This window comes from Lactobacillus sp. UMNPBX17, from assembly GCF_002553735.1.
GTDB lineage: Bacteria > Bacillota > Bacilli > Lactobacillales > Lactobacillaceae > Lactobacillus > Lactobacillus gallinarum.
Genome location: NZ_PCYT01000007.1, coordinates 32,468 through 46,862, shown reverse-complemented (window position 1 = coordinate 46,862; position 14,395 = coordinate 32,468). Strand labels below are relative to the sequence as shown.

Genomic DNA, 14,395 nt, shown 5'->3' with positions numbered 1-14,395 from the left:
GTATATCTGATAAGGGATTTTGTTTTCTAAATAATGCAGTTTTATTTCTTTACTTATTTTTTATAAGCTGTATAATGATATTAACTATTAAAAAGTAAGGAGGATAAAACTTGGCTAATAGAGTAAAACTAGGCGTTTTGAATTTAATGCATGATAAGTTAGATACTCAACAAAGATTTGCACATGTTTTACCAGACGCAGACCTGACTTTCTTTTACCCACGTATGCATTATCAAAATCGTCCTGTTCCACCCGAAGTTGCTAAAATTTCTCAACCATTAGATCTTAATCATATCCAAGATTTCGATGGCTTTATTATTACTGGTGCTCCGTTAGATCACCTGGATTTTGAGCAAGTCACCTATATCGAGGAAGTCCGATGTTTGCTTCAGTTATTAGATAAATACAAATTACAGCAATTATATTTTTGCTGGGGCGCAATGGTAGCTTTAGATTACTTTTACGATATTCAAAAAAGAATTTTGGCGGAAAAAATCTTTGGTACTTTTCCTCACTTAATAATCGAACCAAATTCCTTATTAAATGGTCTTAGCCAAGGATTTATTGCTCCACATGCTCGTTACGCTGAAATGGACAAAGCACAGACTATGCAAGATCCACGCTTAACTATTAATTCAGTAGACGACAACGGCCATCTATTTATGGTATCTTCTTTAACAAAACCAGAGCAAAATTTCGTTTTCTCTCACATTGAATATGATCGTGAAGGTTTAAAGAAGGAATATGAAAGAGAAATTGCCGCACATCCAGAGCGACATTACAAAAGGCCTGAAAATTATTCATTATCTGCTCCACTTTTTCAGTGGAAAGATACTCAAAAAATATTCTTTGATAATTGGTTAACCCAGGTCAAAAAAAGCAAATTAGTGTTAGATAAATAAGAGAGGTATACATTATGTCTACAATTTTTAATTCAGTTACAGAACTTATCGGAAACACCCCATTACTTAAGCTAAATCGTGTTGTCCCTGACGATGCGGCAGATGTTTACGTAAAGTTGGAATTTGAAAATCAAGCTGGTTCAATTAAAGATAGAATTGCTTTAGCCATGATTGAAAAAGCAGAACGAGATGGTATTTTAAAGCCAGGCGGTACAATCGTAGAACCAACTTCAGGCAATACTGGTATTGGTTTGGCTATGGTTGCCGCAGCTAAAGGTTATCATATTATCATTGTGATGCCGGAAACTATGAGCATTGAGCGTCGTAAATTGATGAAGAGCTACGGTGCTGAACTCATTTTGACACCAGGTGCAGACGGTATGAAGGGCTCAATTGCCAAGGCTGAAGAACTCGTTAAAGAAAAAGGTTACTTCATGCCAATGCAATTTAATAATGCTGAAAACCCTAATATTCATGAATTAACTACAGGACCGGAAATTATTGCTGCAATGAACGGAATTGGTAAATCAATTGACGCATTTGTAGCTGGTGTTGGTACTGGTGGTACTTTATCAGGAATTGGACATGCTCTTAAACGTGAAAATTCAGCTACTAAGGTATTTGCATTAGAACCAACTGAATCTCCATTATTAAAAGATGGTAAGACTGGGAAACATGGTATTCAAGGAATTGCCGCTGGTTTCATCCCTAAGAATTTAGATAAGAATATTTACGACGATGTTGTCACTGTTTCTACTGATGAAGCAATGGCTACTGCTCGTGAAGTCGCTAAAAATGAAGGATTCTTACCTGGTATTTCAGCCGGTGCAAATATTCATGGTGCAATTGAAATTGCTAAAAAATTAGGTAAAGGACATACTGTCATTACCGTAGTTCCAGATGGCGGCGATCGTTACCTTTCAACTGCATTATTTAATGATTAAATCTTAATATTATGAAAAATACTCCTAAGGGAATTTCCCCTAGGAGTATTTTTTAATTTCTGTTGATTTTGCATCAATAATTAATGATGCATGATTATTTTATGCACCGTGATATTGAACAAGTGAGTAAATATCAACATCAGGCAACTTTTCTCTACCCTTTAAATCAGGTAATTCAATATAAAATGCGGCACCTACAAGCTTACCACCAAGATTTTCAATTAATTCCTTAGAAGCTCTTAAAGTACCTGCTGTGGCCATTAAATCGTCACAGATAACAACTCTTTGACCAGGCTTAATTGCATCCTTATGCATTTCAAGGCTATTTGAACCGTATTCCAAGTCATATGAAGCACGTTCAACTTCTCTTGGCAACTTGTGTGGCTTTCTTGCTGGGACAAAGCCTAAGCCTAACTCAGTTGCAACAGGACAGCCTACAATAAAGCCACGTGCTTCAGGACCTACGATCACATCTGCCTTTCTACTCTTTGCATATTCTGCCAATTCATGAGTAGCAGCACGATATAAATCACCATCTTGCAAAATAGGTGTAATATCGCGAAAGACAATTCCCTTATTAGGAAAGTCCTTAACACTTGCAATATACTTACTAAAATCAATCGCCATAAGAAGAAAAACCTCCATAATTATCTGTGTTTGTATTCAAACACTTTTGACTTGTATATTTTACCAAAGATTTGTTATAAAAGCACTGAAATCTTGATATTTATCTACTTTTTTACAAAATTATTAACATATGTAATCAATTTTTGAGTAGGCATCGTCCTCAGTTGATTAATAAACTTAATTTGAGATTCCGTCGCCATTAAATATTTAGAAGCAGTCAAGGGTTGCTTTTTTGGATTAGATTCACCGACCAATTTTTGATCATCCAATTTAACAAAGCCTAATTCAAAGAATACTCGTAAAATAAACAACACACTATCATAATCCAAGCCTAAATAAGGTGCTACAGTTCGATAGTCGTCAGGCTTCAATGCAGGATGGGCATATATATACTTTAATACCTTGCCAAAATAACTTTTTGCAGGAATATGCTCTACAGGTAATTGATCCAATAAAAAGCGTAAATAGATTTGTTGATAATCTTTTTCTAAAGCAGTATTCAATTCTACTTGATTGCGTGGTACATCAAGTAAAGCAACTGTTTCACCAGATTGATCATAATCTTGGACCAAGCTAATCTTATCATCATCAATTTGAAGTCGATTTTTAACGATCGGAATATTCTTTTTATCAAACAGCAAATAGCGATCTGCAAAGCCCATGACAAATTTTTCCTGTCTTAAGTCGATCACTGACGTTGGAACTGCTAACTTTGGGGATGCGAATGCTATCCCTTCTATAATGCCTTGCAAAGATACCTGCTTACGATAGGTATTTAAAGACAAAGTAACGAAAATTTTAGCAATAAACGGCAATAGATTATTATTTAAATAGTCTTTATTAAAGCCCACAATTGCTAAACTACCGTCTTTTTTATTAGCCGTTAATTTAACGTGATTCTTATCTTTCCCTATTTTGAAAAAATTAGTAATAGTTGGATCCGAAATACTGAAAATTGGTTGCGGATCTCCAGTGCCAAATGGTCCAACTTGATTAATCTGAGCTAAAGTTTGAGGCGATAAACCATGCATAGGCAATTCCATATCATACTCTTTAGTCTCTAATCCACCTTCAACGTGAAAATCAGCCTCAAACTTTTCTCGCAGAGCACTTACTTTATCTTCTTCCATGGATAAACCACAAGCAAAATCATGACCACCAAATTTAGTCAGCAAACTCTCTTTTAAAGGATTAAGGGCATCAAAAAGATTGAAGCCAGTAAATGAACGACCTGAACCTTTAATCTCCCCTTCATCATTTTTAGTTAAAACGATAGTTGGCTTATGTAATTTTTCCACTATTTTATTAGCGACCAGACCCAAAACGCCCTCATGAAAATCAGGATCATATAAGACCAAAGTATTTTGCTTCTGCCAACTATTTTCACGAATTAATTCCATACAGCGATCATAAACTTCAGTAGTTAGCTCTTTGCGCTTATTATTTAAATCTTCAATCTGATCAGCAATTTTCTGAGCCTCAAGATCATCATCACTAAGCAAAAGTTGTACCGCTAAATTTGCATTAGCTAAGCGCCCCACTGCATTAAGCCGAGGAGCAATATTAAAGCCAACATCTGTTTCATTAATCGTTCCTAGCGTTAATCCAGCATTTTTGATCAGAGCTCTTAAACCAGGTCGCTCGGTTTGATTAAGCACATCTAAACCGCGCTTCACAATAATGTGACCTTCACCCGTCACTTTAACCATATCACCAATGGTGCCAATCATTGCTAAATCTAGCAATTCTGGTACAGGATCCTGCATAAGTTCACGGCAAATTGTGTAAGCCACGCCTGCACCACAATAGTCATCGAAAGGATATTTTTGTCCGGGGTAATTACAATGAACTGTTGCATAGGCATCGGGTTTAGATTCTTGAAAAGTATGGTGATCGGTAACAATCGTATCAACGCCATTATTTTTAGCATATTCAACTTCTTCAATTCCAGTTACGCCGTTGTCTACAGTAATGATTAACTTAGTACCATCAGCCACGATATCCTTATAGCGATCAAGATTTGGGCCATATCCATCTTTAAAACGGTCTGGTATAAAGTAATGAACATCTGCACCTAAAATACTCAGCGTCTCAGTCATAATTGTAGTGGCCGTGATACCATCAGCATCATAATCACCATAAATGGTAATCTTTTCGCCATTATCAATTGCTTGATTAATTCGATCGACCGCTTTATCCATATCATGCATCAAAGTTGGATCGGCTAAGTTTTCTTCGGTTGCGTTAAACCAAAAATCTAATTTTTTATCTGTATTAATACCACGTAATGCAAAAAGCCGTGCTGAGATTGGGCTAAGTTGATATTTTTCTATTAAATCTGGCGCTAATTCTTCAGCTGTTCTTTGTTGCCACTTCATTACTTTCAAAACACCTTACATTTCATAAAAATTAAAAGGCACTCATAATTGAGTGTCTTTATTGAAAAATCTAATTCTTATTCTAACGCAAATTTTGTTTGCATAAAAGTTCGAAGATTTTACTTCATTTTGAAGACTCGAAGATTCTCTGCGTTAGCCTTTTCCGTTTTAATCAAATTACCACGAATAGCCCAACGATTTGCACCACCATCAGCACAAGTAATTAAGGTCACTATCTTTTTCTTAGTATTATTAACTAACCAAACGGCTGATGGATCAACAACTTTTTTCATATAAATTCGGTAAACATAAACCTTCTTTAAATTAGTAAGGTAAATCAATTCACCTTTCTTGACATCCTCTAGTGGTGAGAAAAGAATACCTTTAGCAGTCATATAGTGACCAGCTAATGGATAGTTACCTTCACCCATTTTTTGGTCAGCACGCATTGTACCGCCACCGGTGGACATAGCATCGTCTGACATCCCTAGCATTATTGGTAAATGCATATTTACATCAGGAATAGCTAAAGCACCAATTGCACCTGAAGTCTTTTTTATCTGCGATCTCGTAGCTCGAGCCATATCCATCGACTTTACTTTACTAAAATCATACATTCCTTTTTTACGTTGATTTTTTTCAACTTCTTTTTTAGTCAAGCCGGTTAAAGTCGATTGCTGATTATGACTAATCATGTGATTGCTAATCTGCTTGTTAAAGATGAGAACAAGACCAACAATTAACAAAATGATCGCTAGAATTCTAATGACGATCGTGCTAATACTTGTTTTATGTTTATTTTTTGCCATAATTACTTACCTTTGATATCATCGTCATTCATCTTAAGTACTGCCATAAAGGCGTCTTGTGGCACTTCTACCCTACCAACTGCCTTCATTCGTTTCTTACCACGCTTCTGTTTTTCCAAAAGCTTGGCACGACGGTCTGGGTCACCGGTATGGATCTTCCAAGTAACATCTTTACGATATGGCTTAATGGTTGCACGCGAAATAATCTTAGCACCAATCGCACCTTGAATATCAACTTCAAAGTTTTGACGTGGAATTAACTTCTTAAGCATAGAAGTCATTTGACGTGCACGGTCTTGTGCTTCAGATCTATGAGCAATGAAACTCAAAGCATCGATTGGCTCTTTATTAAGCAAGATATCAATCTTAACCAAATCAGTTGAACGATATCCGGTAATTTCATAGTCAAGAGAAGCATACCCCTTAGTTGAAGACTTCAAATCATCAAAGAAGTCAAAGATAATTTCAGCTAATGGCATATTGTAAATTACATTAACCCGATACTTATCAAGGTAGTCCATAGTAACAAATTCACCACGTTTGCGTTGGCACAATTCCATTACTGGGCCAACGAAATCATTCGGTACCATAATTTCTGCTTTAACATAAGGTTCTTGTACTTCTTGATATTCACCGGCATCTGGTAAATCAGATGGATTATCAATTACCTTAGTAGATCCATCATTCATAATTGCGTGGTAGTCAACACTTGGAGCAGTCATGATTAACCCTAGATCAAATTCTTGCTCAAGTCGTTCTTGCACAACATCCATATGAAGCAAACCTAAGAAACCACAACGGAATCCAAAACCTAAGGCAGTTGAAGTTTCAGGTTCAAATTCCAAAGCAGCATCATTTAACTGCAACTTTTGCAAAGCTTCCTTTAAATCATCGTAATCTCGGTTGTCAACTGGATACATACCGGAATAAACCATCGGTGGAATCTGACGATAACCTTCTAATGGTTCCTCAGTTTGATTAGTTGCATCAGTAATGGTATCACCAACACGAGTTTCACGAACTGATTTAATATTGGCAGTGATATAACCTACATCCCCGGCAATTAAAAGATCTTTCTTAACTGGATGAGGACTTGAAACACCTACTTCGGTTACTTCATATTCCTTTCCGGTGTTCATAATCTTAATTTTATCGCCAGGCTTAACTACACCGTCTTCAATTTTGACAGACATAACAACACCGCGATAATCATCGTACTTGGAGTCAAAAATCAAGGCTTTAAGTGGTGCTGTAATATCACCAGATGGAGCAGGAATATCCTTTACTACCTTTTCCAGCATATCTTCGATGCCTTGGCCTGTTTTACCTGAAACTTCGGCAGCTTCTGAAGCATCCAAGCCTAACATTTCTTCTATTTCTTCCTTAGTTTTAGGAATATCTGCTGAAGGTAAGTCAATCTTATTAATGACAGGCAAAATTTCCAAGTCATCATCAATAGCCAAATAAGTATTGGCTAAAGTCTGCGCTTGCACACCTTGAGAAGCATCAACAACCATTAAAGCACCTTCACAGGCTGCAAGTGATCTTGAGACTTCGTAAGAGAAGTCTACGTGCCCAGGTGTATCAATTAAGTGGAAAATATAATCTTCTCCATCCTTAGCATGATATTTAACTTCAACGGAGTTCATCTTAATAGTAATACCACGTTGACGTTCAAGTGGCATGTCATCAAGCATTTGATTTTTAAGTTGGCGCTGACTTACTGTATCAGTTAATTCTAGAATTCTATCAGCGATCGTAGATTTACCATGGTCAATATGGGCAACTATGGCAAAATTACGAATATGCTTTTGATAATCTTTTAATTTTTCTAAATCCATAAATTTATTCACCCTTTACTATCCTTAATATTATAGCAAAGGTCCTTAATCTTATAAAACGAATAGATATACAAAAATGACATTGCCTGATGCAATGTCATTTTTCTTAATCTTCACCACTTAATTTGTCTTTAAGTCGTTCAAAAAATCCTTTTTCTTTTGGTGTAATATCTCCGCCACCATCATGAACAAAGTCAGTCAAATCTTGCTTTTGCTTTTCATTGATATGCTTTGGAATCACGATATTAATTGTAATAATTTGATCACCATTACCATTTCCGCGAAGATATGGTACACCCTGTCCGCGAAGAGTAAACTTCTTATTTGGTTGAGTACCAGCTGGAATAGTTAATTTTTGATCACCATGGACAGTTTTAACAGTAATTTCATCACCTAATGTAGCTTGAGCAAATGAAATTGGAACATCAGTATAAATGTTTTGACCACGACGTTGGAAAATCTTAGATGGTTTAATACGGTAATTAATATACAAATCACCGTAAGGTCCGCCGTTTATACCAGCCTCACCTTGGCCTTGATAGCGAAGTTGTTGGCCATTATCAATACCTGCTGGAATATCAACTTCAATAGTATTCTTTCCTTGAACAGTACCTTTACCACCACAAGTCTTACATGGGTGTTCAATGATTACACCGCGACCATGACATTTATCACAGATGGTTTGACGACGAATCATCCCTAACATAGATTGCTGAGTAACAGTCATATAACCTGTACCGTGACATTTATCACAGGTAATTGGGTGAGTGCCTTTTTCACAACCATTGCCGCCACAAGTACCACAGGTTTCACTACGAGTATAGCTAACTTGCGTCTTCTTGCCTTTAATCGCATCCATAAAGTCAATAGTCAAAGTATAGTCTAAATCTTGACCACGTTGTGGAGCAGTCGGATCTACTCTTTGTTGTCTTCCTTGACCAAAGATATCACCAAAAATGTCGCCAAAATCACCAAATCCAGAAGTATCAAATCCAGCACCGCCAAAGCCTTGGCCAGCGCCACCAAAACCACCTTGGCCATTTACACCAGCGGAGCCAAATTGATCATATTGTGCACGCTTTTGCTTATCATGCAAAACTTCATAAGCTTCGTTAACTTGTTTATATTTTTCTTCAGCACCAGGTTCATGGTTCAAATCTGGGTGATATTTTTTAGCTAACTTTCTATATGCTTTACTAATTTCTTGGTCACTGGCGTTACGATCTACGCCAAGCACTTTATAATAATCTTCTTGTGCCATTAATTGAACTCCTTATATTTTCAAAAGAAAAGAACTACTCAATGGGTAGTTCTTTTCTCCTTTTGTTTAATTATAAACCCATTACTTGTTTGGATCTACCTTATGGAATTCACCATCTTGGGCACCACCATTGTTACCACCTTGTGGGCCATTTTGTGGACCTTGAGGACCGGCTTGTGGGCCAGCTTGACCTGCAGCGCCTTGTGCTCCACCGTTTTGTTGGTAAAGCTTAACTGCTAAATCTTGTGCAGCCTTTGATAAAGCATCCTTCTTTTCCTTCATTTCGTCCAAGTTGTTGTCCTTTTGAGCCTTCTTCAAAGCTTCAAGAGCATCTTCAACTGGCTTACGGTCACTATCAGAAAGCTTATCCTTAGTGTCCTTCAAAGTCTTATCAGTAGTAAAGATTAATTGATCAACTTCATTTCTAAGATCAACTTCTTCTTTACGCTTCTTGTCTTCTTCAGCATGTTCTTCAGCGTCTTTTTGCATACGCTTGATTTCTTCATCTGACAAACCGGATGAACTCTTAATAGTAATCTTTTGTTCCTTACCAGTACCCATATCCTTAGCAGATACATTTACGATACCGTTCTTATCGATATCGAAGGTAACTTGAATTTGTGGAACACCACGTGGTGCTGGTGGAATATCAGTTAATTCAAAGCGACCAAGGGTCTTATCATCTGCAGCCATTGGACGTTCACCTTGCAATACGTGGACATCTACTGCTGGTTGGTTATCTGCAGCAGTTGAGAAGATTTGACTCTTTGAAGTTGGGATAGTAGTGTTTCTGTCAATTAACTTAGTGAAGACACCACCCATGGTTTCAATACCAAGTGACAATGGAGTAACATCAAGCAAAACGATGTCCTTAACGTCACCTGAAATAACACCACCTTGGATAGCTGCACCTAAGGCAACAGCTTCGTCAGGGTTGATTGAGTGGTCGGGTTCTTTCCCAGCCCATTCCTTAACTGCTGCTTGAACAGCTGGAATACGGGTTGAACCACCGTTTAAGATAACCTTATCGATATCGTTTACAGTTAAACCAGCATCCTTTAATGCATTGTCAAATGGTACCTTAGTCTTTTCAACTAAGTCACTAGTCAATTCATCAAACTTAGCACGGGTAAGGTCAGCTTCAAGGTGTAATGGACCAGCTTCACCAGCAGAAATGAATGGAAGTGAAATGTGAGTTGAAGAAACACCTGACAAGTCTTTCTTAGCCTTTTCAGCAGCATCCTTCAAACGTTGCATAGCCATCTTGTCCTTAGACAAGTCAACGCCATTTTCATCCTTAAAGTTCTTGATCAACCAATCCATGATACGGTTATCAAAGTCATCACCACCAAGGTGAGTATCACCGTTAGTTGATAATACTTGGAAGACACCGTCACCTAATTGAAGAACGGAAACATCGAAAGTACCACCACCAAGGTCGTAAACTAAGACCTTTTCATCTTGGTCTTTGTTTAAACCGAAGGCTAATGCTGAAGCAGTAGGTTCGTTGATAATTCTTTGTACATTCAACCCAGCGATCTTACCAGCATCCTTAGTAGCTTGACGTTGTGCATCGTTAAAGTAAGCAGGAACAGTGATAACTGCATCAGTTACCTTTTCACCTAAGTAATCTTCTGAGAACTTCTTGATGTATTGTAAAATAAATGCAGAAATTTCTTGTGGTGTGTATTCCTTGTCACCAACCTTAACCTTGTAATCTGCTTCACCCATGTGACGCTTAATTGAAACAATAGTGTTAGGGTTAGTAATAGCTTGACGCTTAGCTACTTCACCAACTTGAATTTCACCATCTTTAAAAGCTACTACAGATGGAGTAGTACGGTTACCTTCTGGGTTAGTAATAATCTTTGGTTCTTTACCTTCAAGAACTGCAACTGCTGAGTTAGTAGTTCCGAGGTCAATACCAATAACTTTTGACATGTATAAACTTCCTCTCCTATTGAGCAACTACAACCATTGCTGGTCTTAGTGTCCGATCTTTATATTGATATCCTTTTTGTAAAACCTGAACAACGTGATCTTTTTGATCATCATTTTCGGCTGCTACAGTTTGAACAGCTTGATGCAATGTCGGATCAAATTTTACGTCTTCAGCTTCAATCTCAACGATGCCATGTTCTTTCAATGCTTTAGTTAATGAATCAAGCGTCATCTTAACGCCCTTCTTCAGTTGCTTGGAAACATCATCATCGGCTTCTACGCTTAAAGCTCTCTCCAAATTGTCTACAGCAGGCAAAATATCTTTAGCTAAGCTTTGAGATTCATACTTAATAAGTTGAGCTCTTTCTTTTGAATAGCGATTTTGCATATTTTGAATTTCTGCTTCGCTACGAAGATACTTATCTTCAAGCTCCTTATTCTTATCTTTTAAATCAGCCAATTCTTTAGCTAATTTTTCATCATGTTTATCATTTTTTGCTTCCTTACCTTCAGTTGCCTTTTTCTTAACATCCTTAGGTGTTGAAGCATTTTCTTTTTCATCTAAATTCTTTTCACTAGGAAACTCTTCTTTACTCACGGCTAACCTCCTCTATTATTGAAATTTACCGTAATAATCAAGTAACTTCTTGGCTAATTCATTTCTGAAGTATTCTAGAAGCCCTATCATTTGAGAATACGGCATATTTGTTGGCCCAAGTAAAGCTATTGTTCCTTTACCATGGGAGCCGACACTATATTCAGCTGTCAGCAAACTATAATTTTTTAATAAATCATTCGGCAATTCAGATCCTAACTTTACCTTAACTGGGTATTTTTCAGTCTTAGGATCAGCCTTAATATTCATCAAATTAGAAAACAAATTATCTCGATCAATTAATTCATAGAGTGAACGTATATCATTTACATTATTCTCAGTTGTATTGTTCAATAGATTAATTTGTCCATCAACATACATCTGCTCACTAGCCGCATCTTTTAACACGTCTTCAACTAAGCTAAATAATTCGTTAGCATGATCACTACCTAATTCGTTTTTAGCAAGTTCACTTAGCAATGAAACATTAATTTCCTTTAAACTCTTACCAACTAATTGGTCATTAATCATTCGAACCGCTTTTTCAATTTCTTCACCATGAATATTATGTGGTAAAGCATAAACTTGATTTTGGACATTGCCATCACTCGTCACTAGAATTGCCATCACTTGTCTAGAAGACAGGGGAACAATCCTAAAACCTGTAATTTTAACATCCCTACTCTCAGGTCCTTCAGCAAAAGCAGTGTAATTAGTTAAATCAGATAAAATGCGTGCTGCTTCTTGTACGATTTCATTCACCTGATGAAAAGGTCGATCTAATTGTGTCCCAATCGTGTTATAAACAGACTCTGGCAACTGAAGCGGTTCAACTAAATTATCAAGATAATAACGATATCCATCACTTGACGGAATTCTTCCGCTAGAAGAGTGTGTCTTCTCAATTAAGCCTTGATCTTCTAGGACCGCCATTTCATTTCGAATAGTAGCGCTTGATACTTTAATTGGTAACTGCTTCATCACCGTCTTAGAGCCAACAGGCTCATGCGTTTGTGTGAAGTCTGTAATAATTGTTTTTAAAATAAGCTCTTGACGCTCGGTCAACATAATAATCGCCCTCACTTTTAGCACTCGTAATTCTCAGGTGCTAACAATTAATATGATACTATAAATTAGCAGAAAAACAAGAGGAGTGCTAAAATTTCTTCAAATTATTTCAAAAAATAAAAACTGAAGAACTTAGTTCAAAATTGCTAAGTTCTTCAGCTTCTCGTTACGCATTACTTCGTGCTTCTTGTGCAAAATAATGTTCAATTTCTATTTGGTCTTTCTCTAATTGTTTTTTCAATTCTTCAAGGCTGCTAAATTTAATTTCGCCTCTAGTATATTTATACCATTTAATTTTTATTGGCTGATCATAAATATCCTGTTTAAAATTAAATATATATGATTCAATAAAAATTTGTTCAGGTTGGCCAATCGTTACATTATAACCGACACTAGTCATAGATTCATACCACTTTCCAGCTACCTGCGTTTTAGTGGCATATACTCCTATTTTGGGAATTACCTTATGACTAGCCCAAACTAAATTAGCTGTTGGGAAGCCTAATTTATGGCCATTTCTTTTACCATGACCAACGATCCCGCTCATCACATAATGGTGACCCATTAATTGAAAAGCTAATTCCATCTTACCTTCCCTAATTGCCTGTCTAATTTCAGTTGAACCTATTTTTTTACCATTAAAAATCTGCTTAGGCATAACGAAAATTTCAAATCTATCCTTCGCAAATTTTGGTAAATTCTTCATATTAGCAGTCTCTTTAGGACCATATGTATAATCAAATCCAGCTACTACTGTATCTGCATTGAGTTTAATTATTACATTATCTACAAAACTCTGTGCATCTATCTCGCTAAACTTTTTAGTAAATGGCATTACGGCTAGATAATCTACACCTAGTTCTGCCATTTTATCTGCCTTTTCATCTAAAGTTTCTAAATACTTAAAGTCTTTTTTGGCAGCATAAATTTCCTTCGGATGACGATCAAAAGTTAATACTACTAATGGTAATTTCTTTTGATCAGCTATTTTTTTGGCTTTATTGATTAAGCGTTGATGACCTAAATGAACGCCGTCAAAAAAACCTAAGGCTAGAATAGTTTTTGAAGATATGGTATTTTCGCTAACTGGATAAGTTAAATGAATGATTTTCACAACTAATCCCTTCATTTCAGTTATTCATTTTGAATCAACATTAAACTTGGGCGATATAATTTTCCCTTATTCTCATAAATCGCCTTGACTTTTTTATTGTACCTTAATGCGACTTTTTTAGCATCTATTTCTAACGAAATACCTGCTCCATTTTTCACTTTAAGCCATTTTCCTTCACTTAGATCAACTTGAGGATAGTCTTTAAAGAAAGCGTCAATTGGTTGAATCAATTCTGCAGCTTTTTCAGGATTCTCTTCAATTTCACTTAACTTAACGGCCTGAGAAATATCAAAACCTGAGCTAGCTACTCTTCTTAAGTAAGTCATAACTGCTGGGCAATTCATTTTCTCGCCCAAATCATTTACTAAGGATCTAACATATGTACCTTTACTACATTTAATTTTAAAATCAAATTCTTCTTGTCCATCTTTTTCATTGAATGTAGGTTTATTGGTTAAATCATATTGTAAAATATCAACTTTACGTTTTGGTCGCTCTACCTCAATACCTTCTCTAGCATACTCATATAAATGCTTACCATTTACCTTTACGGCTGAGTAAATTGGTGGTACTTGTTCTATTTCCCCTAAAAACTCATTCATATGATTCTGAATATCTTCAGAAGTAAATGCCTTGGTTAACTTGGTCTTTTTCAAAACTGTGCCAGTTGAATCATAACTGTCAGTGGCATATCCAAAAAGGCCACTACCAATATATTCTTTAGGTCTAGTATGCATAAGTTCAATCAGTTTAGTTGCTTGTCCAATTGCAATAGGTAATACACCTGTTACCTCGGGGTCAAGTGTACCCGCATGTCCAATTTTTCGGATATGCAGAGCTTTGCGTAAATGATAAACTACATCAGCACTAGTCATCCCTTTATCTTTATCGATAACTAAAATTCCATTTAACATA

Annotated in this window: 12 protein-coding genes; 2 read left to right on the top strand and 10 right to left on the bottom strand. The window is 36.4% G+C overall.

Features of this window, described 5'->3' with window-relative positions:
* The first annotated feature begins 110 nt into the window (after positions 1–110).
* Both CP368_RS02390 and cysK read left to right on the top strand, forming a co-directional pair.
* The gene (locus CP368_RS02390; RefSeq protein WP_098043791.1) at positions 111–902 is read left to right on the top strand and encodes a homoserine O-succinyltransferase; all 792 of its coding nucleotides are present in this window, start codon (positions 111–113) and stop codon (positions 900–902) included.
* A 14-nt stretch (positions 903–916) separates the two neighbouring features.
* Positions 917–1,846, top strand: coding sequence for a cysteine synthase A (gene cysK, locus CP368_RS02385; protein WP_098045724.1), 930 nt, complete (start codon positions 917–919; stop codon positions 1,844–1,846).
* Between the two features lie 99 nt (positions 1,847–1,945).
* Here cysK and CP368_RS02380 read toward each other — a convergent pair whose 3' ends face one another.
* The 10 genes from CP368_RS02380 to truB form a co-directional block, all read right to left on the bottom strand.
* Positions 1,946–2,473: an adenine phosphoribosyltransferase gene (locus CP368_RS02380; RefSeq protein ID WP_025005950.1), complete on the bottom strand. Its 528-nt coding sequence runs from the start codon at positions 2,471–2,473 to the stop codon at positions 1,946–1,948.
* A gap of 104 nt (positions 2,474–2,577) precedes the next feature.
* Positions 2,578–4,851, bottom strand: coding sequence for a single-stranded-DNA-specific exonuclease RecJ (gene recJ / locus CP368_RS02375; RefSeq protein ID WP_098043789.1), 2,274 nt, complete (start codon positions 4,849–4,851; stop codon positions 2,578–2,580).
* A 119-nt stretch (positions 4,852–4,970) separates the two neighbouring features.
* Entirely contained in the window at positions 4,971–5,660 is a 690-nt protein-coding gene (locus CP368_RS02370) for a class A sortase (RefSeq protein WP_025005948.1), read from the bottom strand.
* A 2-nt stretch (positions 5,661–5,662) separates the two neighbouring features.
* On the bottom strand, positions 5,663–7,501 hold the full coding sequence (lepA, locus tag CP368_RS02365) for a translation elongation factor 4 (protein ID WP_025005947.1): 1,839 nt from the start codon (positions 7,499–7,501) through the stop codon (positions 5,663–5,665).
* A gap of 106 nt (positions 7,502–7,607) precedes the next feature.
* Entirely contained in the window at positions 7,608–8,762 is a 1,155-nt protein-coding gene (gene dnaJ / locus CP368_RS02360) for a molecular chaperone DnaJ (RefSeq protein ID WP_025005946.1), read from the bottom strand.
* An 81-nt stretch (positions 8,763–8,843) separates the two neighbouring features.
* Positions 8,844–10,703 carry a molecular chaperone DnaK gene (gene dnaK / locus CP368_RS02355; protein WP_098043787.1) on the bottom strand — a complete coding sequence of 620 codons (1,860 nt, stop codon included), beginning with the start codon at positions 10,701–10,703 and terminating at the stop codon, positions 8,844–8,846.
* A 16-nt stretch (positions 10,704–10,719) separates the two neighbouring features.
* Complete coding sequence (gene grpE / locus CP368_RS02350; protein ID WP_025005945.1) at positions 10,720–11,301, bottom strand: nucleotide exchange factor GrpE; 582 nt, start codon at positions 11,299–11,301, stop codon at positions 10,720–10,722.
* 15 nt (positions 11,302–11,316) lie between these two features.
* Positions 11,317–12,366, bottom strand: a complete 1,050-nt coding sequence (hrcA, locus tag CP368_RS02345; RefSeq protein WP_025005944.1) for a heat-inducible transcriptional repressor HrcA — start codon at positions 12,364–12,366, stop codon at positions 11,317–11,319.
* A 166-nt stretch (positions 12,367–12,532) separates the two neighbouring features.
* A complete protein-coding gene (ribF, locus tag CP368_RS02340) occupies positions 12,533–13,495 on the bottom strand; it encodes a riboflavin biosynthesis protein RibF (protein WP_199161200.1) in 963 nt (320 codons plus the stop codon).
* A gap of 5 nt (positions 13,496–13,500) precedes the next feature.
* Positions 13,501–14,394, bottom strand: a complete 894-nt coding sequence (gene truB, locus CP368_RS02335) for a tRNA pseudouridine(55) synthase TruB (RefSeq protein ID WP_098036250.1) — start codon at positions 14,392–14,394, stop codon at positions 13,501–13,503.
* Position 14,395: the final 1 nt, after the last annotated feature.